General features: G+C 68.9%; 16 protein-coding genes. 9 read left to right on the top strand and 7 right to left on the bottom strand.

The window, feature by feature from the left end:
• Positions 1-101 precede the first annotated feature (101 nt).
• From leuS to GLS40_RS00865, 4 genes are all read left to right on the top strand, one after another.
• Positions 102-2765: a leucine--tRNA ligase gene (leuS, locus tag GLS40_RS00880; protein WP_160380715.1), complete on the top strand. Its 2664-nt coding sequence runs from the start codon at positions 102-104 to the stop codon at positions 2763-2765.
• Entirely contained in the window at positions 2752-3243 is a 492-nt protein-coding gene (gene lptE / locus GLS40_RS00875) for an LPS assembly lipoprotein LptE (protein ID WP_160380714.1), read from the top strand. Before leuS ends, lptE begins: the two co-directional genes overlap by 14 nt.
• Positions 3240-4265 carry a DNA polymerase III subunit delta gene (gene holA, locus GLS40_RS00870; RefSeq protein WP_160380713.1) on the top strand — a complete coding sequence of 342 codons (1026 nt, stop codon included), beginning with the start codon at positions 3240-3242 and terminating at the stop codon, positions 4263-4265. The genes lptE and holA overlap by 4 nt, the downstream gene beginning before the upstream one ends.
• Positions 4266-4336: 71 nt before the next feature.
• The gene (locus GLS40_RS00865; RefSeq protein ID WP_160380712.1) at positions 4337-4936 is read left to right on the top strand and encodes a glutathione S-transferase family protein; all 600 of its coding nucleotides are present in this window, start codon (positions 4337-4339) and stop codon (positions 4934-4936) included.
• On the opposite strand, the gene GLS40_RS00860 is transcribed toward GLS40_RS00865, so the two are convergent.
• On the bottom strand, positions 4897-6063 hold the full coding sequence (locus GLS40_RS00860) for a TIGR03862 family flavoprotein (protein ID WP_328598859.1): 1167 nt from the start codon (positions 6061-6063) through the stop codon (positions 4897-4899). The two genes, GLS40_RS00865 and GLS40_RS00860, sit on opposite strands and share 40 nt — an antisense overlap.
• A gap of 88 nt (positions 6064-6151) precedes the next feature.
• On the opposite strand from GLS40_RS00860, the gene GLS40_RS00855 reads away from it, so the two are divergent.
• On the top strand, positions 6152-6457 hold the full coding sequence (locus tag GLS40_RS00855; protein ID WP_160380711.1) for an HNH endonuclease: 306 nt from the start codon (positions 6152-6154) through the stop codon (positions 6455-6457).
• A gap of 145 nt (positions 6458-6602) precedes the next feature.
• Here the strand turns inward: GLS40_RS00855 and GLS40_RS00850 are convergent, their stop codons facing one another.
• Positions 6603-7220, bottom strand: coding sequence for an enoyl-CoA hydratase/isomerase family protein (locus GLS40_RS00850; protein ID WP_160380710.1), 618 nt, complete (start codon positions 7218-7220; stop codon positions 6603-6605).
• Positions 7217-7972 carry an SDR family oxidoreductase gene (locus tag GLS40_RS00845; RefSeq protein ID WP_160380709.1) on the bottom strand — a complete coding sequence of 252 codons (756 nt, stop codon included), beginning with the start codon at positions 7970-7972 and terminating at the stop codon, positions 7217-7219. The genes GLS40_RS00850 and GLS40_RS00845 overlap by 4 nt, the downstream gene beginning before the upstream one ends.
• A 124-nt stretch (positions 7973-8096) precedes the next feature.
• Here GLS40_RS00845 and GLS40_RS00840 point away from each other — a divergent pair, with 124 nt between their 5' ends.
• The 3 genes from GLS40_RS00840 to GLS40_RS00830 all read left to right on the top strand — a co-directional run bounded on the left by GLS40_RS00840 (position 8097) and on the right by GLS40_RS00830 (position 11895).
• A complete protein-coding gene (locus tag GLS40_RS00840; protein ID WP_160380708.1) occupies positions 8097-9656 on the top strand; it encodes a hypothetical protein in 1560 nt (519 codons plus the stop codon).
• 105 nt (positions 9657-9761) lie between these two features.
• Positions 9762-11117 carry a TldD/PmbA family protein gene (locus GLS40_RS00835; RefSeq protein ID WP_160380707.1) on the top strand — a complete coding sequence of 452 codons (1356 nt, stop codon included), beginning with the start codon at positions 9762-9764 and terminating at the stop codon, positions 11115-11117.
• Positions 11104-11895 (top strand): 3'(2'),5'-bisphosphate nucleotidase CysQ, encoded by a 792-nt coding sequence (locus GLS40_RS00830; RefSeq protein WP_160380706.1) that lies wholly within the window; start codon positions 11104-11106, stop codon positions 11893-11895. The genes GLS40_RS00835 and GLS40_RS00830 overlap by 14 nt, the downstream gene beginning before the upstream one ends.
• A 425-nt stretch (positions 11896-12320) precedes the next feature.
• Here GLS40_RS00830 and mbfA read toward each other — a convergent pair whose 3' ends face one another.
• Positions 12321-13295 carry an iron exporter MbfA gene (gene mbfA / locus GLS40_RS00825; RefSeq protein ID WP_160380705.1) on the bottom strand — a complete coding sequence of 325 codons (975 nt, stop codon included), beginning with the start codon at positions 13293-13295 and terminating at the stop codon, positions 12321-12323.
• A gap of 135 nt (positions 13296-13430) precedes the next feature.
• Here mbfA and GLS40_RS00820 point away from each other — a divergent pair, with 135 nt between their 5' ends.
• Positions 13431-14054 (top strand): TetR/AcrR family transcriptional regulator, encoded by a 624-nt coding sequence (locus GLS40_RS00820; RefSeq protein ID WP_160380704.1) that lies wholly within the window; start codon positions 13431-13433, stop codon positions 14052-14054.
• Between the two features lie 9 nt (positions 14055-14063).
• On the opposite strand, the gene GLS40_RS00815 is transcribed toward GLS40_RS00820, so the two are convergent.
• From GLS40_RS00815 to GLS40_RS00805, 3 genes are all read right to left on the bottom strand, one after another.
• Positions 14064-14774: an NYN domain-containing protein gene (locus GLS40_RS00815; protein WP_160380703.1), complete on the bottom strand. Its 711-nt coding sequence runs from the start codon at positions 14772-14774 to the stop codon at positions 14064-14066.
• A 443-nt stretch (positions 14775-15217) separates the two neighbouring features.
• On the bottom strand, positions 15218-16108 hold the full coding sequence (locus GLS40_RS00810) for a cation diffusion facilitator family transporter (protein ID WP_160380702.1): 891 nt from the start codon (positions 16106-16108) through the stop codon (positions 15218-15220).
• 565 nt (positions 16109-16673) lie between these two features.
• Complete coding sequence (locus GLS40_RS00805; RefSeq protein ID WP_160380701.1) at positions 16674-17075, bottom strand: ACT domain-containing protein; 402 nt, start codon at positions 17073-17075, stop codon at positions 16674-16676.
• Between the last annotated feature and the right edge of the window lie 3 nt (positions 17076-17078).

The following is a 17078-nucleotide window of genomic DNA, read 5'->3' as shown; positions in this document are numbered from 1 at the left end:
GAACAGGTGCCCGGCCCGGCCCCCGTGCGGGTTGGCACTGGACCCTTGCAGAATTGCCGCATATCACCCCCGGGACCATGAAACGTAAGGGACCGCCGCACATGTCGCGCTATTCCGCAGCCGAAATCGAACCCAAATGGCAAAAGGTCTGGGACGACGCCGGTCTGTTCCGGGCCGAGCGCGACCCTTCGCGGCCCAAGTACTATGTGCTTGAGATGTTCCCCTATCCCTCGGGCCGGATCCATATCGGGCACGTGCGCAATTACACGATGGGCGACGTGGTTGCGCGCTACAAGCGTTCGACCGGGCATAACGTGCTGCACCCGATGGGGTTCGACGCCTTCGGCATGCCGGCGGAAAACGCGGCGATGGCCAATGGCGGACATCCCAAGGACTGGACCTATTCCAACATCGACACGATGGTCGCGCAGATGAAGCCTCTGGGCTTCTCGCTCGACTGGACGCGGATGTTCGCCACCTGCGATCCGGAATATTACGGCCAGCAGCAGGCGCTGTTCCTCGACTTCCTCGAAAAGGGGCTGGTCTACCGCAAGAACGCGGTGGTGAACTGGGATCCGGTCGACATGACCGTCCTGGCAAACGAGCAGGTCGAGAACGGACGCGGCTGGCGGTCGGGCGCGCTGGTGGAACGGCGCGAGCTGACGCAGTGGTTCTTCAAGATCTCGGACCATGCCGAGGATCTGCTGGAATCGCTCGACGGGCTCGACGACTGGCCGGCCAAGGTCAAGCTGATGCAGGCCAACTGGATCGGCAAGTCGCGCGGGCTGCAGTTCGCCTTTGGTCTGATCGACGCGCCCGAGGGGTTCGACCGGGTCGAGGTCTATACCACCCGGCCCGACACGCTGATGGGGGCCAGCTTCGTCGGCATCTCGCCCGACCATCCGCTGGCCAAGCACCTTGAGGCGCGCGACCCGGAGGTCGCGGCCTTCTGCGCCGACGCGCGGCAGGGCGGTACCACGGCTGAATCGATCGAGACGGCCGAGAAGAAGGGCTACGACACCGGGCTGCGCGTGCGCCATCCCTTCGATACCGCGTGGGAGCTGCCGGTCTATATCGCGAACTTCATCCTGATGGATTACGGCACCGGCGCCATCTTCGGCTGCCCGGCCCATGATCAAAGAGACCTCGATTTCTGTATTAAGTACAGCCTGCCAGTGATCGAGGTCTTCCGGCCCGAAGGAGCTCATGCCCCCGTTTCGATTCCTGATTGGGAGTTCGATCACAATCCAGTCTACGTCGGTCAGGAACTCATTGAATTCGACGGAGAGCGAGAGCCTGAGGCCACTTACTTCAAGATTACGAAGTCTGCGTACGTCCCACTGAAATCCCAAGACGTGCAATATGTTCGTGGCTTTGCCGGCGATCCGTTTCAGACGGGTGAGCAGGCCATCGAAGCCGCCATCGCCTTCTGCGAGGCGAACGGCGTGGGGCAGGGCGTGACCCGCTTCCGCCTGCGCGACTGGGGCCTGTCGCGGCAGCGCTACTGGGGCTGCCCGATCCCTGTGGTGCATTGTCCCGACTGCGGCGTGGTGCCCGAGAAGAAGGAAAACCTGCCGATCGAACTGCCGGACGACGTGTCCTTCGACATCCCCGGCAACCCGCTGGACCGGCATCCGACCTGGCGCGACTGCGCCTGCCCGTCCTGCGGTGGCGCCGCCAGGCGCGAGACCGACACGATGGACACCTTTGTCGATTCGTCGTGGTATTTCGCCCGTTTCACCGCGCCGCGCGCCGACACGCCCACGGTGATGGAGGATGCGAAGTACTGGATGAATGTCGACCAGTACATCGGCGGGATCGAGCATGCGATCCTGCACCTGCTCTACGCCCGGTTCTTTGCCCGGGCGATGCATATCTGCGGCCACCTGCCCTCGACCGCGAACGAACCCTTCGACGCCCTGTTCACCCAGGGCATGGTGACCCACGCGATCTACCAGAGCGAGGGCGGGAACAGCCGGCCGGTCTATCACTACCCCGAGGAGGTCGAGCTGAAGGACGGCCGCGCCTACCTCAAGGACGGCGGGCGCGAGGTGACGATCATCCCCTCGGCCAAGATGTCGAAATCCAAGAACAACGTCGTCGACCCGGTGCAGATCATCGCCGATTACGGCGCGGATACCGCGCGCTGGTTCGTGCTCTCCGACAGCCCGCCCGAGCGTGACGTGGAATGGACCGCCGCCGGGGCCGAGGCCGCCGCGCGCCACCTGGCCCGCGTCCACCGCATCGCCGCCGAGATCGCGGAAAGCGACGCCCCCGCCGACGGCAAGGAAGACGCCGCCCTGCTGCGCGAGATGCACAAGGCCATCCGCGACGTGACGCTGGGGGTGGAAAGCTTCGGCTTCAACGCCTCGATCGCGCGGCTTTACGCCTTTACCGCGACGCTGCAGAAATCGCAGGCCGGCGCCGGGGCGAAACGCGAGGCGGCCAAGGTGCTGGCGCAGCTGATGTCGCCGATGACCCCGCACCTGGCCGAGGAATGCTGGCACCTGCTGGGCGGCGAGGGGCTGGTGGCCTCGGCCCCCTGGCCGCAGGCCGACGAGGCGATGCTGGTCGAGGACAGCGTGACCATGCCGGTGCAGGTCAACGGCAAGCGGCGGGCGGAAATCACCGTGCCGCGCGACATGCCGGCCGACGAGGTTGAAAAGCTGGCACTTGCCGCCGACAATGTGATCCGGGCGCTGGACGGGGCGCAGCCCCGCAAGATCATCGTCGTCCCCGGACGGATCGTGAATGTGGTCGCCTGATCGACGCAGCCTTGTACTGGCGGGCCTGGCCGCCCTGACCGGATGCGGGTTCCGCCCGTCCTTCGGCACCGGCGCCCCGGCGACCCGGCTGCTGAACCGCATCCAGTTCGCGGAACCGGCCGGGCGCGAGGGCTATGTGCTGGTGCGCCAGCTGGAAACCCGGCTGGGCCGGGCAAGCGCGCCCGACCTGCGACTGGAATACGCCATCGGCATCTATGAAGAGGCCATGGGCATCACCTCGACCAATACAACCAGCCGGTTCAACCTGGTGGGCAACGTGACCTTCACCCTGTCGCGTCTTGGCACCGGGGAACAGATCGCAGCGGGCAAGGTCGACAGCTTCACCGGCTATTCCGCCACCGGTTCCACCGTCGCGACGCGGGCAGCCAATGACGATGCCCGCGACCGGCTGATGGTGATCCTGGCCGATCAGCTGACCACCCGCCTGATCGCCCTGGCGCCGAGCCTGCCGGCATGAAGCTTTCGGCCCGCGACGCGCCGGGCTATTTCGCCCGGCCCGACCCGGACAAGACCGGAATCCTGATCTACGGCGGCGATGCCATGCGCGTCGCCCTGCGCCGCCAGCAGGTGGTCAAGGCGCTGGTCGGTCCGCAGGGCGAGGAAGAGATGCGCCTGACCCGGATGCTGGCCGGCGATCTGCGCAAGGACCCGGCGGCCCTGTCCGATGCGATCAAGGCGCAGAGCTTCTTTCCCGGCCCCCGGGTGGTGTTCCTTGAGGACGCGGGCGAGCAGCAGGCCCCGCTGATCCTGCCCGCGCTGGAGGACTGGCAGCCCGGCGATGCGCAGGTTGTGATCACCGCCGGTGCGCTCAAGGCCACGTCGAAGCTGCGCAAGTTCTTCGAGGGGCACCGCAATGCCTATGCCGTGGGGATCTACGACGACCCGCCCTCGCGCGGCGAGATCGAGGCGGCGCTGAAGGAGGCGGGCCTGGGCGAACTGGGGCAGGACGCGCTGCGCGACCTCTCGGCCCTGGCGCTGACCATCGACCCGGGCGATTTCCGCCAGACGCTGGAAAAGCTCGCGCTTTACAAGCTGGGCGATCCCGCGCCGTTCAGCGCCGCCGATATCGCCGCCTGCGCCCCCGGCTCCACCGAGGCCGAGATCGACGACGTGCTCGACATCGTGGCCGAGGCGCGGCCCGGCGAGATCGGGCCGGTGATGCAGCGGCTATCGGCGCAGGGGGTCCATGCGACGGGCCTGTGCATCGGGGCGATCCGGCATTTCCGCATCCTCTACGCCGTGGCCAGCGCGCCCGGCGGGCCGTCCGAGGGGATCTCGCGCCTGCGCCCGCCGGTGTTCGGCCCCCGCCGCGACCGGATCCTGCGGCAGGCGCAGGCCTGGGGCGCCGCCCGGCTGGAAGACGCCCTGACCATGATCATCGAGACCGACCTGCAGCTGCGCTCTGCCGGGCAGAACGCCCCGGCGATGGCGCTGGTGGAGCGGACGCTGATCCGTCTGGCGATGCTGGGGCGGCGTTAACCCTTTCCCGGGCCGCGCGCGGGCGCTAGCATCCGGCCATTGGCGGCCCGGAGCCGCCTCAGGGAGGATACATGTACGACCTATACGGCAGCGCGACCTCGCGCGCCTTTCGCGTGATCTGGTTCATGGAAGAAGCCGGCATCGCCTACAATTATCACAAGTTCGGCCCGCATGCCCCCGAGGTGCGCGCCCTATCACCGCTGGGCAAGGTGCCCGTGCTGGTGGCCGACGGCACGCCGATTTCGGATTCGGCGGCGATCGTGACCTTCCTGGCGGACCGGCACGGCCAGTTGACCGCCCCCGCCGGATCGGTCGAGCGCGCCCAGCAGGACGCCGTGCTGCACCAGGTGCTGGACGAGATGGACGCCATCCTGTGGGTTGCGCTCAAGCACACTCTGCTGCTGCCCGAGGACATGCGCGTGCCCGCGATCAAGCCCGCGTTGAAGGCCGAATACGCCCGGAACGAGAAGAACCTGGCGAAACGGCTCAAGGGCGAGTTCCTGATGGGCGACAAGATGAGCGTGCCGGACATCTTTGCCACCCATTGCCTGAACTGGGCACAGAGCGCGAAATTCGCCAATGGCATACCCGAGCTGGACGCCTATCTGGCCCGGATGACCGCGCGCCCCGCCTATCTGCGCGCGATGGAGCTGCGGCAGGCCGCCGCGTAATCCACCGCCGCCAGCCCGGCCATCCGCCCGGTGGCCAGGCAGGCGGTCAGCAGGTAGCCGCCGGTGGGCGCGTCCCAGTCCAGCATCTCGCCCGCGGCAAAGGTGCCGGGCGACTCGCGCAGCATCAGCCTGTCGTCCAGCGCGTCGAAGCGCAGGCCGCCCGCGGTGGAAATGGCCCGGTCGATGGGTGCCAGCCCCCGCACCGGCACCGGCAGCGCCTTGAGCAGCGGGCCCAGGTCGTCGGGCAGGGGGCGGCCCCATTCCATCAGCAGCGCGCGGCGCAGGCTGTCGAGCCCCACGGCGCGGCGCAGGTGGTTGGCCAGGCTGTCGCCCCGGCGGCGGCGCGAGAGCTTGGCCGCCAGCGCCGAAAGCGGGACATCGGGGCACAGGTCCAGCGTCACCGCCGCGCCCGCGCGGATTGCGGGGGACAGGGCATAGACGCCGCCGCCCTCGATCCCTTCGGGCGTCAGCACGGCCTCGCCCCGCGAGCGGATCTCTCCGGCGGTGAAGGCCACCGCCTTGAGCGGGCTGCCGAAATGCGGGGCCATCTTGTCGGACCAGTCGAGGCGCAGCCCGGCATTGGACGCGGCAAAGGGCGCGGTGTCCGCGATCTGCGCGCTCCACGCGCCGTCAGAGCCAAGCCGCCCCCAGCTTGCCCCGCCAAGCGCCAGCACGGTGACCTCGGGGTGCAGCCGCTGCTCTCCGTCGGGCGTGTCGAACAGATGGACCGCCCCGTCGCGCCCCGTCCAGCGCCAGCGGGTGTTGAAGGTGGTGCCGAGGCCACGCAGCTCTGCCAGCCAGGCGCGCAGCAGGGGCGAGGCCTTCATCGCCTTGGGAAAGACCCGGCCGGTGGAGCCGGTGAAGACCTCCTGCCCCAGCCCGCGCGCCCAGTCCATCGCCTGTTGCGGCCCGAAGTCCGCCAGGGCGCGGGCCAGCGGCGCGGGGCAGTCGGGATAGGCCGCCAGGACGCGCGCGTCGTCTTCGTCCTTGGTCAGGTTCAGCCCGGATTTCCCGGCCATCAGCAGCTTGCGCCCCACGGTGGGCATCCGCTCGGCCACAGTCACGCCCAGCCCTGCGCGTGCCATGACCGATGCGGCCATCAGCCCGGCGGGGCCACCGCCGATCACCAGCGCTTCGATGCGTCCTTCGTCCTGCAGGGCCTTGCCTTTCGTCGGGGTCCGGCCATCCTCTAGCCCGAGCCGAGGGCGAGAGCAAATGACCGACCCGATCTGCCCGCTCTGCCTGCGCCCGATTCCGCCCGAGGCGCGGCAGAGCCTGCATCACCTGACGCCCCGGCTGAAGGGCGGCAAGGGCGGGCCTGTCGTGCGGCTGCATCAGATCTGCCACAACGAGATCCACGCCACCCTGACCGAGGCCGAACTGGCCCGCGACTACGATACGCCCGAAAAGCTGCGTGCCCATCCCAGGCTGGCGAAATTCGCGGCCTGGGTGGGCAAGCGCCCGCCGGGGTTTCATTCCAAGACGCCGGGCAAACGCCGGGCCCGGCGCCAGCTGCGCTGAGTCCCTGGGCCGTGCATGCGCCGGGAAAACCTTTGGCCCGACGCGCGCCGCCGGGGCGGCATCTGGCCGGAAACCCACGGGGACCGGGACCGGCCTTCCCGAACTTAGCCAAAAGGGCCGGCCGGGTCCTCTTGTCGGCGCCGGGTCAGGAGGGCCGGCACATCCCCTTGATCGTGCTTGCGAAATCCGGATCGGCGGCCAGTGTGTCGCCGGCGATGGCCCGCGCGGTGGCGATCAGCTCTTCTGGCGCGACGATGCGGTCGACCAGCCCGAAGGCCAGCGCCTCTTCGACCGTGATCCGTTGCCCGCCCATCAGGATCAGCTTGGCCCGCGCGGGGCCGACCAGCTGCGCCAGCCGCCCGGGATCCGACGGCTGGGGGAGGAATCCGAGCTTCATCACCGGGTAGAAGAACTTGGCCCCCGGCACCGCAAGCCGCAGGTCGCAGGCCAGCGCCATGCCCATGGCCCCGCCCGCCAGCGTGCCGTTGAGCGCCGCGATGCTCAGCCCCGGCAGGGCGGCGATGGCCGAGGACAGGCGTTCCCAGACCGGGCTGGTGGCCAGGCCGGATTGTGCGGCCTCTAGGTCCATTCCGGCGGAAAATACCCGCCCCGCCCCGGTCAGCACGAAGGCGCGGGCCTCCTGCGCGGCCTCGGCGGTGTCGGCCAGCTCTTCGAGCAGGGCGGCGGTCAGGGCATTGGCCTTGTCGGCGCGGTCGATGGTGACCAGCCACAGCCCGTCATCGCCCCGCTCGACGCGGATCACGTGTTCAGGCCCACGCTGCGGCGGATGCCCTCGTCACGCAGGGAAATCTCTCGCCCCAGGTAGGGATCGGCCTCGGGCGAGCACATCCACAGCAGGCAGCGGGCAGGCCAGTCGGCGGGGATGTGATCCTCCCACGCCAGTTCCGAAACCGGGTTGATGCCGCTGGCCTTGATCTCGCGCTGCATCCGGGTGGCCACGGTGCCGGGCGACAGGCCCATCACCCGCAGCCCCTTGTCGGCGCCTTCCAGATGGGCCGAGCGGGTGACCATCGCGGCACCCGCCTTTGAGGCGCAATAGGCGCTCCAGGCCTCCAGCGGGCTGTGCGCGGCACCGGACGAGACGTTGAGGATCGTACCGCCCCCGGCGGCGATCATCACCGGCATGGCGGCGCGCACACCGTTGAACACGCCCTTGAGGTTCACGTCGATCGTGTGGCCCCATTCCTCGGGATCGGCGGTGGCGATGTGGGAAATCGGCTCGATCACCCCGGCATTGCCGATGAAGACATCCAGCCCGCCAAAAGCCTCGCCACAGGCGCGCACGGCGGCCTCGATTTCCCAGAAGCGCGAGATGTCGCAGGGCACGGCGATGGCCTGCTTGCCGATCTGGCCCGCGATTTCGGCGATGCGTTCCTCGCTGCGGGCGATCAGGGCGACATTGGCCCCCGCCTCGGCAAAGACATGCGCCGCCGCCTCGCCGATGCCGCGGCTTGCGCCGGTGATCAAAACGGTCTTGCCGCTCATGTCCGTCATCTCGGGCCTCCTGCTCGTTCAGGGATGAAGTAACCCGCTCATACCCCCGGGTCCAGTGTCCTGTCCCTTGACCGGCGCAGCGGGACAAAGGAAGCTGCGCGCGGATTTCCTTGGGAGCGAATTCATGATTGATACCTTTACCCCCGCAGCTGCGACCCGGAGTGGCCTGGCCGTTTTGGCCTGCCTGGCGGCATTTTCCGCACCGGCCCGGGCCGACCTGACGGCTGCCGATGTCTGGGAACAGTGGCGCGACTACCTCGAAGGGTTCGGCTACATGGTGACGGCGGATGAATCCGGCAGCGGCGACACGCTGGTGATCGACAATCTGAAGATGACCATCTCGATGGAAGAGGGTGGCGGCACCTCGACCGTGACCATGAACATGGGTCAGATGACGCTGACCGGCATGCCCGATGGCAGCGTGGATATCTCGCTGCCTGCCAGCCTGCCGATGTCGCTGGTCGTCGACGGTGTGGCCAGCGAGGAACCGGTCAAGGTGGACCTGGATTACACCACCGCCGGCTTTGCGATGAAGGCGAGCGGCACGCCGGAGGCGACGACCTACACCTATTCGGCCGACAGCATCGGCATCGTGCTGAAAGGGGTGGAGGCCGAGGGCAAGCCGATGGACCTGGGCACCGTCGATTTCACCCTGGCGGGGATCGAGGGCGTGACCGCGATGGAGACAGAGAACGGCACCAGCGCTCAGCAGCGGATGTCGGCCGAGTCGCTGAATTACACGGTCGATATCACCAGCCCCGACCCGGCCGAGCCGGGCACGCTGAAGATGACGGGCATGGCCTCGGGGCTGTCCTTTGACGGGACATTCGACATTCCCGACGGGGTGGACCTGAACGACATGGCCGCGGCACTCAAGGCGGGCTACGGCATGGACGGCGCCTTTGTCTACGAGGGCGGCAACAGCAGCCTCTCGTTTGACGACGGGGCCGACAGCTTCACCTCGCAAAGCTCCTCCTCGGGGGGCGAGGTCGGCTTTGCGATGGATATCGACGGGCTGAGCTATTCGGTCCGCAGCGACGACACCAAGATCTCGGTCGCGGGAAGCTCGATCCCGTTCCCGGTGGTGATCGAAAGCACCGAGCTTGGCCTGCACCTGGCCCTGCCGGTGGCGCAGTCCGACGAGATGAAGACCTTTGCCGCCGGCCTGACACTGGCCGAGGTGAGCATACCGGCGGAACTCTGGATGGCCTTCGATCCGACGGGCAAGCTGCCGCATGACCCGGTGACGATCTCGCTGGACCTGTCGGGCGTCGGGCGGCTCTTTGTCGACCTGTTCGACGAGAAGCAGATGGTCCAGCTGGGCAGCACCGGCGGCACCCCCGGCGAGGTGCAGTCGGTGAAGCTGGAAAACCTGCTGGTGGAGGCCCTGGGCGCCTCGATCGAAGCGGTGGCCGACCTCGACGTGGACAACAATGCGATGAGCCCGCTGGGGCCGTTCCCGAATGTGTTCGGCACGGCGAACATCAACCTGATTGGCGTCAAGTCGCTGCTGAGCACGCTGTCGGACATGGGCCTGGTGCCGCCGGGACAGGCGATGATGGCCTCGGGCATGATTTCGGAACTGGCCGAGCAGGTCAGCGGGCCCGATGACCTGGCCGCCGAGATCGTGCTGAGCCCCCAGGGCGCGCTGAGCGTGAACGGGAAAACCATCCCGCTGCAGTGACCGCCGGGCCATGACAGGCATGCAGCGGCCGGGCGGCGTGCCTTGCCTTGGGGGCGTCCGTCGGGCTAGGTGCAGGATCACCTGTCCCGACGGAGCATTCGCGCCATGACCACCCCCGATCAGACGGCCCCCCTTTCGGATATCGCCGCAGCGCTGATAGCGGCGGCCCGCAAGGCCGGCGCGGGCGAGGCCGACGTGCTGGTGCGGCGCGGCACCTCGATCTCGGTCGATGTGCGGGCCGGTGCGCTGGAACAGGCCGAACGGTCCGAGGGGATCGAGATGGGGCTGCGGGTGCTGATCGGTCAGCGCCAGGCCTGCGTCTCGGCCTCCGACATCCGGGCCGAGACGATGCAGGCGGTGGCCGAACGCGCCGTCGCCATGGCGCGCGAGGCGCCCGAGGACAAATGGATCGGCCTGGCCGACCCGTCGCAGCTGGCCACCGAGACTCCCGACCTGGACCTGTGCGACCCGGCCGGACCTCCCCTGCCGGCAGAGCTGGAAGAGGCCGCCCTGCGCGCCGAGGCCGCCGCGCTGGCGGTCGAGGGCGTCAGCCAGGCCCAGGGGGCCAGCGCCTCTTACAGCGCGAGCGAAAGCCACCTGGCGGCGACCAACGGCTTTTCGGCGGCGATGGCGCGCAGCTCGGGCTCGATCTCGTGCAGCGCGATCGCGGGCACCGGCACCGGGATGGAGCGGGATCACGATTTCGACCACCGCATCTATCGCGCCGACCTGCGCGCGCCCGAAGAGATCGGCGAGAGGGCCGCGCAGAGGGCGGTGGAACGGCTGGGCGCGCGCAAGCCGCAGACCGGCGCCTATCCGGTGCTGTTCGACGAGCGGATTTCGAGTTCGATCATCGGGCACCTGCTGGGGGCCGTGAACGGCGGGGCCATCGCGCGGGGGGCGTCGTTCCTGCGCGGATCGCTGGGCGAACGGATTCTGCCCGCGGGCCTGTCGGTGATCGAGGATGCGCATCGCCCCCGCGTCTTCGGCTCGCGCCCCTTCGACGGCGAAGGGCTGGCAACCGGGCAGCGCGACATCGTGCGCGACGGGATGCTCTGCGGCTGGACACTGGACCTGGCCAACGCCCGCAAGCTGGGCATGGCGCCCACCGGCAACGGGGCGCGCGGGCTGTCGTCGCCGCCATCGCCCGCGGCATGGAACGTGGCGCTGACCCAGGGCAGCGCCAGCCGGGCCGATCTGATGCGCGACATGGGGACGGGGCTGCTGGTGACCTCGATGATCGGATCGACGATCAACCCCAACACCGGGGATTACTCGCGCGGGGCCTCGGGCTTCTGGGTCGAGAATGGCGAGCCGGTCTATCCGGTCAACGAATGCACCATCGCGGGCAACCTGCGCGACATGTTCCTGAACATGGTGCCGGCAAACGATGCCCGCGCCTGGATGTCCCATGTGGTGCCCTCGCTGCTGATCGAGGGCCTGACGCTTGCCGGCCAGTGACCGCGACACCGACCTGCTGCTTCTGGAAGAGGCCGCCCGCGCCGCGGGCCGGGTCGCGCTGACCTTTACCGGGCCCTCGGCCCGCAGGTGGGACAAGCCCGACAATCTGGGCCCGGTGACCGAGGCCGACATGGCGGTGAACGCGGTGCTGGAGGCGCAGCTGACCGGCGCGCGGCCGGATTACGGCTGGCTGTCGGAGGAAAGCACCGACAGCGCCGCCCGCCTGACCCGCGACCGGGTGTTCATCGTCGACCCGATCGACGGCACGCGCAGCTTCATCGAGGGGGCGGACACCTGGGCCCATTCCATCGCCATCGCCGAGCGGGGCGAGGTTGTCGCCGCGGCGGTCTACCTGCCGGTGAAGGGCAAGCTCTACTCGGCCGCGGCCGGGCGTGGGGCCTATCTGAATGCCCGGCCGATCCGCGCCTCGCGGCGCGACAGTCTGGACGGGGCGACGATGCTGGCGGCCAAGCCGAATTACGACGCGCGGCACTGGCCGGGCGGGGTGCCCAAGGTCGTGCGCCATTACCGCCCCTCGCTGGCCTATCGGCTGGCGCTGGTGGCCGAGGGCCGGTTCGACGCGATGATCACCCTGCGCGACAGCTGGGAATGGGACATCGCGGCGGGCGAGCTGATCCTGCGGGAGGCCGGGGCGCTGACCAGCGACCGGCGCGGCGGGGCGCTGCGGTTCAACAATCCCCATCCCCAGGTCGGCGGGGTCGTGGCGGCCGGGCCCGGGCTGCACCGGGTGATCCTGCAGGGGCTTGGCGCGGGCTGACGCCCTGCGCCGGGGCCGGGGGCTGTCCGCCCCCCTTGCGCCTGCGGCGCAATTCCCCCCGAGAGTATTTTTGACGAGATGAAGACCGGGCGGGGCGCGGGTGACAGATGGCTGTGCCTGCGGGGCGGCCTTGTGCCGGCGGCGGGATTGCGGGGCGTTGCGGTCCCCCGAGAGGATTTCTGACGAGATGAGGGCCGGGCGGGGCGCGGGTGACGGTCGGCTGTGCCTGCGAGGTGGCGGGAGTGCGAGGCGTGGCGGTTTGGTGGTCGAGGCCGGGCGGCTTGCGCAGGATGGCAGCGGGGGCCGTCGGGCGGGACGGTCCGTGAGAGCGGGGCGCGCTGTTCCGATGCAGGGTCGGGGCGGGTGCGGAATCGGGGGCCGGAGGGGCGGCGCAACCGGGGTGCGCGCCGGGTCCGGCCCTGCCGTCAACCCGAGCCGATGAGCACGCCCGCGGCGAAGACGAGGGCGCCGCCGAGCACGACCTGGAAGGCGGCGCGGAAGAAGGGCGTGTCCATGAAGCGGTTCTGGATCCAGGCGATGGCCCAGAGTTCGAGGAAAACCACCACGAAGGCGGTGATCGTCGCCGTCCAGAAATGCGGGATCAGGTAGGGCAGGGCATGGCCCAGCCCGCCAAGCGTCGTCATCACCCCGGCGGAGATGCCGCGTTTGACCGGCGAGCCGCGGCCCGAGAGCTCGCCGTCATCCGAGGCGGCCTCGGTGAAGCCCATCGAGATGCCGGCGCCGACCGAGGCGGCGAGGCCGACCAGGAAAGTCGTCCAGGTGTTCTGCGTGGCGAAGGCGGTGGCAAAGATCGGCGCCAGGGTCGAGACCGAGCCGTCCATCAGCCCCGCCAGCCCCGGCTGCACCCAGGTCAGCAGGAACCGGCGCTGCGCGCTGCGATCCTCGGCCGCGCGGCTGTCGCTGTCCAGATGCGCCTCGGCCAGATGGCCGGCGTGGTCCTTGTGACCGGCCTCGGCCGCGGCGAGATCGCCGAGCAGCTTGCGGGTGGCGGCGTCGGAGCTGCGGCCGGCGGCGGCCAGGTAGAAATGTTCGGCCTCGCGTTCCATCGCTTCGGCCTCGGCGCGGATGCGGTCGAGACTCATGTTCTCGACCAGCCAGACCGGGCGGCGGGCGTAATAGCCCGCCACATGCTCGCGCCGGATCAGCGGGATGACCGTGCCGAAGCGGCGGGCGTGCAGGTCGATCAGGCGGCGGCGGTGCTCGTCCTCCTCCTCGGCCATGCCGTCGAAGATGCGGGCCGTGTCGGGAAATTCGCCGCGCAGTTTCTCGGCATAGCTGCGGTAGATGCGGGCGTCGTCTTCCTCGGAGGAGATGGCCAGCGCCAGCACCTCCTGCTCGGAGAGATCCGAGAACCTCTTGCGTGACAATCCGAAGCGCATACATCCTCCGCCCGTTGCCGGTGAACCCTGCCACGGGAATATGAATTCCAAAATCCGTATACAAGTCGACATGACGTCGCTTGTGGGAACTAAACTGATCGGTTTATAGTTTGTCCGGTGAAAGCGGGGTCAATCATGGGTGCCACAGAGGCCGTCATTCGCAAGGGACGCAAGTTCGACCAGGTGCTGGAAGGCGCCCGCGAGGTCTTTCTGTCCGAAGGATTCGAAGGCGCCAGCGTCGACGATATCGCGCGGGTGGCCGGCGTGTCCAAGGCGACGCTCTACAGCTATTTCCCCGACAAGCGCCTGCTGTTCCTTGAAGTGGCCAAGGGCGAATGCCTGCGCCAGGCCGACGAGGCGATGGAGCTGGTCCAGCTGAACTGCGCGCCGCGCAAACTGCTGGGCATCGCGGCCCGCAAGATGCTGGAATTCATGAACACCGACCTGTCGATGAACGTCTTTCGTATCTGCGTGGCCGAAAGCGAACGGTTCCCGGAACTGGCGCAGGAATTCTATCGCAGCGGCCCGATGCTGGCCCGGGGGCGGCTGTGCGACTACCTGACCGTGGCCGTGGCGCGGGGCGAGCTGGTGATCAAGGATGTCGAGCTGGCCGCCGACCAGTTCGCCGAGCTGTGCAAGTCGCGCATCTTTGTCGAGCGGATTTTTGGCATCCGCAGCAGCTACACCCGCGAAGAGGTCGAGTATTTCGCCGACGAGGCGGTCGAGACCTTCCTGGCGCGCTATGGCAAGGAGGGCTGAGACGGGGCCTCAGTCCAGCCGACGGATCATCATCTGATTGCCCGCGCCGCGCTTTGTCTCGAACAGCTTCAGCTCCTGCACCAGATCGGACAGCTTGCGCTTGCCATAGGAGCGGGTGTCGAAATCCGGGTTCTCGGCGGTGACGTACTGGCCGACCTGGCCGAGGGGATACCATTCGTCCTCGGTCTCGATCTTGTCCATCGCGCGCAGGATCAGGGGCACGGCCTCGGTCGGTTTCATCTTGCCGGCGGGCTTGGCCCCGCCGCGCGAGCTTTCCGGCTCGTCGGTGATGTTCTCGATCAGGATGAAGCGGTTGCAGACATTGCGCAGGCTTTCGGGGGCCTTGGCCTCGCCGATGCCGATCACGTCGAGCCCCTGCTCGCGGATGCGGTTCGCCAGCGCGGTGAAATCACTGTCGGAGGAGACCAGCACGAAGCCGTGGAACCGCCCGGTGTGCAGGATGTCCATCGCGTCGATCACCAGGCCGATGTCGCTGGCGTTCTTGCCCTTGGTGTTGGCTGTCTCCTGATGCGCGACAAGGCCCAGCGAGCGGGTCTGTTCGCCCCAGGGCCTGAGCCGTTCCGCCGACCAGTCGCCATAGACCCGCCGCAGGGCCGGTTCGCCGAAAGAGGTGATCTCTTTCAGGATCGCGGCGGCATGGCGGGCGGGGATGTTGTCGGCGTCGATCAACACGGCGTAGAGCGGGCGGACGTCGGGCATTCGGGCCTCCTTGGCTGCGCCCCACCTAACGCGGATGGCGCGGGATTCAAAGTGCTCTCGTGCAGGCCCGGATCAGGTGGCACGCGCCTCGGCCAGCCGGTCGAAGACGCGGCGGAAACGCGGCACGGTGTTCAGGTCGCGTCGAGCATGCCGTCGGCATCGGTGTAGAAAACCAGCCGATGCGCCGCGAGGTCCGGGCGCGGCGGAGCAGGGCATCACGACTGTCGCCTTCCGCCATGCGCCGCTGGAGGCGGGTCAGGACGGGCCCTTTGACGCGGTGCTGGCCTTCGATCTGCTGCACCTGGTGGACGATGTGCCGGGGGCGCTGGAACGGCTGCACGGGATGGCGCAACCCGTGGTGTCCCGGCCTTGCGCCGGGACCCCTCGGTGCGGGGGTGCAACGGACGATGTGGCGCAGGCGGTGCAAGCCGATAGCGCCCGGGCTATTCGACGACGACGATGCCGGAATGCTTGGCCTTGTGCTCGGGCTCGACATGGATCGTGACATTGGCATCCGGCAGCAGGTCGCGCAGCGCGGCCTCGACCCGGTCGCAGACCTTGTGGCTGTCCAGCACCGTCATCTCGCCCGGAACGATCAGGTGAAAGTCGATGAAGGTGCGCGGCCCGGCGTGGCGGGTGCGCAGGTCATGCGCCTCGATCGCGCCATCGGCATTGGCCGAGATCGCCTCGCGGATCCTGCGCAGAGTCTCGTCCGGGACCGCCTCGTCCAGCAGGCCCGACAGCGATTGCGTCATCACCTTCCAGCCGGACCACAGGATGTTGACCGCCACCAGCGCTGCCATCAGCGGGTCGAGCCACCAGGCGCCGGTGACAATCGCCAGCAGCACGCCGATGGTCACCCCGACCGAGGTCACCACATCGGCCAGGATATGCTGCCCGTCGGCCACCAGCGCGGGCGATCTGAGCGCCCGGCCGCGGGTCAGCAGCCGGCTGCACCAGATCGCGTTGATCACGCTGGCCACGGCATTTACCGCCAACCCGTCCAGCGGCGCGTCCAGCACCCGGGCCGACTGGAAACCGTTCCATGCCTCGTGCAGGATCAGCAGGGCGGCGACGATGATCAGCACCCCCTCCAGCACGGCCGAGAAGAATTCCGCCTTGTGGTGGCCATAGGGATGGTTCGCATCGGCGGGCAGTTCGGCAATCCGCACCGCGACCAGGGCGGCCAGCGCCGTGGCCACGTTCACCGTGCTTTCCAGCGCATCCGACAGCAGCGCGACCGACCCGGTCAGCCACCAGGCCAGTGTCTTGAGCGCCAGCACCACCGCGCCGACGATCAGGCTGCCGATGGCCAGTTTGAAGGTGGGGGACATGGCGCGCGCTCCGGCGGTGGTGGGCCTGCGCCATAGCAGCGCCGGGACATGGGGCGCAACCCCATGATTTTGCAGTGTAATTGAGGATCATTCGCATCTATGCGGCGATGCGGCGAAATCTGCGTTGGTTTTCAGTCGGATGCCGGGGGCGGGGCGTCGCCAGGGCGGGCGGGGACGCCGCGTCACCGCAACCGCTCCGGCCCGCAATCTCGTCCGGCAGGCGCGCGGCAAGCAGGGCGCCGCCCGCCAAGACCAGCGAGCGGCCCGGCGAATCCGAGAGGGTGCCGGGCGCGCGATGGCCCTGCCCGTCGCACAGCCGGCGCAGGATGCCGGGCCGGTTGGTCTTGCCCAGTGGCGCGGCCCCCGGGCATCTGCGGGGCCGGGGGCGTCAACCGCCACACCGCGGCACGGGGATCAGCCCGGCGGCGGCCATCGTGACCGGCCGCGCGTGGCGGGGTGGCGGGTCTGCATGGTCCGTCGCGATGGGTCGGGCAGGTCGGAGGGCATGCGGAAGCCCGCCGTTCAGAAAGGCGACCACGCTGGCGGCACGGTTCCTCTGTCGCGCTCAACCGGCCTCGCGCGTGGCGCGCTCGCGCAGCAGGGCCAGCGCGGTTTCCGCCTGCCCGGCGGGGACATAGGCGTGATCGTGACGCAGCCCGGCGACCATGTTGCAGGGCAGTCCGGCCGCGGCCAGAACACCCGCCACGGCAGCCGTCAGCCCGACCCCCAGAAGCGAGGAATTCACCCGCAGCGTGATGCAGCGCATCGGGGCCGATGTGTCGAAACCCGCCGCCTGCGCCACCTCCAGCGGCAGGATCAGCGATGTTCCCTCGGCCTCGCGGTAGAGCGCGACGGCCTGCGCGGCCAGGGCCGGATCCTCGGAGGTGGCAAAGACCCAGGTGCCCGGTTCCAGCACCGGGTCCATGCCCGCGATCATCGCCGAGGTGTCGGAGACGGGCGCGGGCATGGC

This window comes from Pseudooceanicola pacificus, from assembly GCF_009789075.1.
GTDB lineage: Bacteria > Pseudomonadota > Alphaproteobacteria > Rhodobacterales > Rhodobacteraceae > Pseudooceanicola > Pseudooceanicola pacificus.
This window is presented reverse-complemented; position numbering and strand designations above follow the sequence as displayed.

What these genes read in the sequence shown, in the direction of transcription:
- leuS (WP_160380715.1), top strand. Translation starts at nt 102, where the DNA reads ATGTCGCGCTATTCCGCAGCCGAAATCGAACCCAAATGGCAAAAGGTC.
- lptE (WP_160380714.1), top strand. Translation starts at nt 2,752, where the DNA reads ATGTGGTCGCCTGATCGACGCAGCCTTGTACTGGCGGGCCTGGCCGCC.
- holA (WP_160380713.1), top strand. Translation starts at nt 3,240, where the DNA reads ATGAAGCTTTCGGCCCGCGACGCGCCGGGCTATTTCGCCCGGCCCGAC.
- GLS40_RS00865 (WP_160380712.1), top strand. Translation starts at nt 4,337, where the DNA reads ATGTACGACCTATACGGCAGCGCGACCTCGCGCGCCTTTCGCGTGATC.
- GLS40_RS00855 (WP_160380711.1), top strand. Translation starts at nt 6,152, where the DNA reads ATGACCGACCCGATCTGCCCGCTCTGCCTGCGCCCGATTCCGCCCGAG.
- GLS40_RS00845 (WP_160380709.1), bottom strand. Translation starts at nt 7,972, where the DNA reads ATGACGGACATGAGCGGCAAGACCGTTTTGATCACCGGCGCAAGCCGC.
- GLS40_RS00840 (WP_160380708.1), top strand. Translation starts at nt 8,097, where the DNA reads ATGATTGATACCTTTACCCCCGCAGCTGCGACCCGGAGTGGCCTGGCC.
- GLS40_RS00835 (WP_160380707.1), top strand. Translation starts at nt 9,762, where the DNA reads ATGACCACCCCCGATCAGACGGCCCCCCTTTCGGATATCGCCGCAGCG.
- mbfA (WP_160380705.1), bottom strand. Translation starts at nt 13,295, where the DNA reads ATGCGCTTCGGATTGTCACGCAAGAGGTTCTCGGATCTCTCCGAGCAG.
- GLS40_RS00820 (WP_160380704.1), top strand. Translation starts at nt 13,431, where the DNA reads ATGGGTGCCACAGAGGCCGTCATTCGCAAGGGACGCAAGTTCGACCAG.
- GLS40_RS00815 (WP_160380703.1), bottom strand. Translation starts at nt 14,774, where the DNA reads ATGCCCGACGTCCGCCCGCTCTACGCCGTGTTGATCGACGCCGACAAC.
- GLS40_RS00810 (WP_160380702.1), bottom strand. Translation starts at nt 16,108, where the DNA reads ATGTCCCCCACCTTCAAACTGGCCATCGGCAGCCTGATCGTCGGCGCG.
- GLS40_RS00805 (WP_160380701.1), bottom strand. Translation starts at nt 17,075, where the DNA reads ATGCCCGCGCCCGTCTCCGACACCTCGGCGATGATCGCGGGCATGGAC.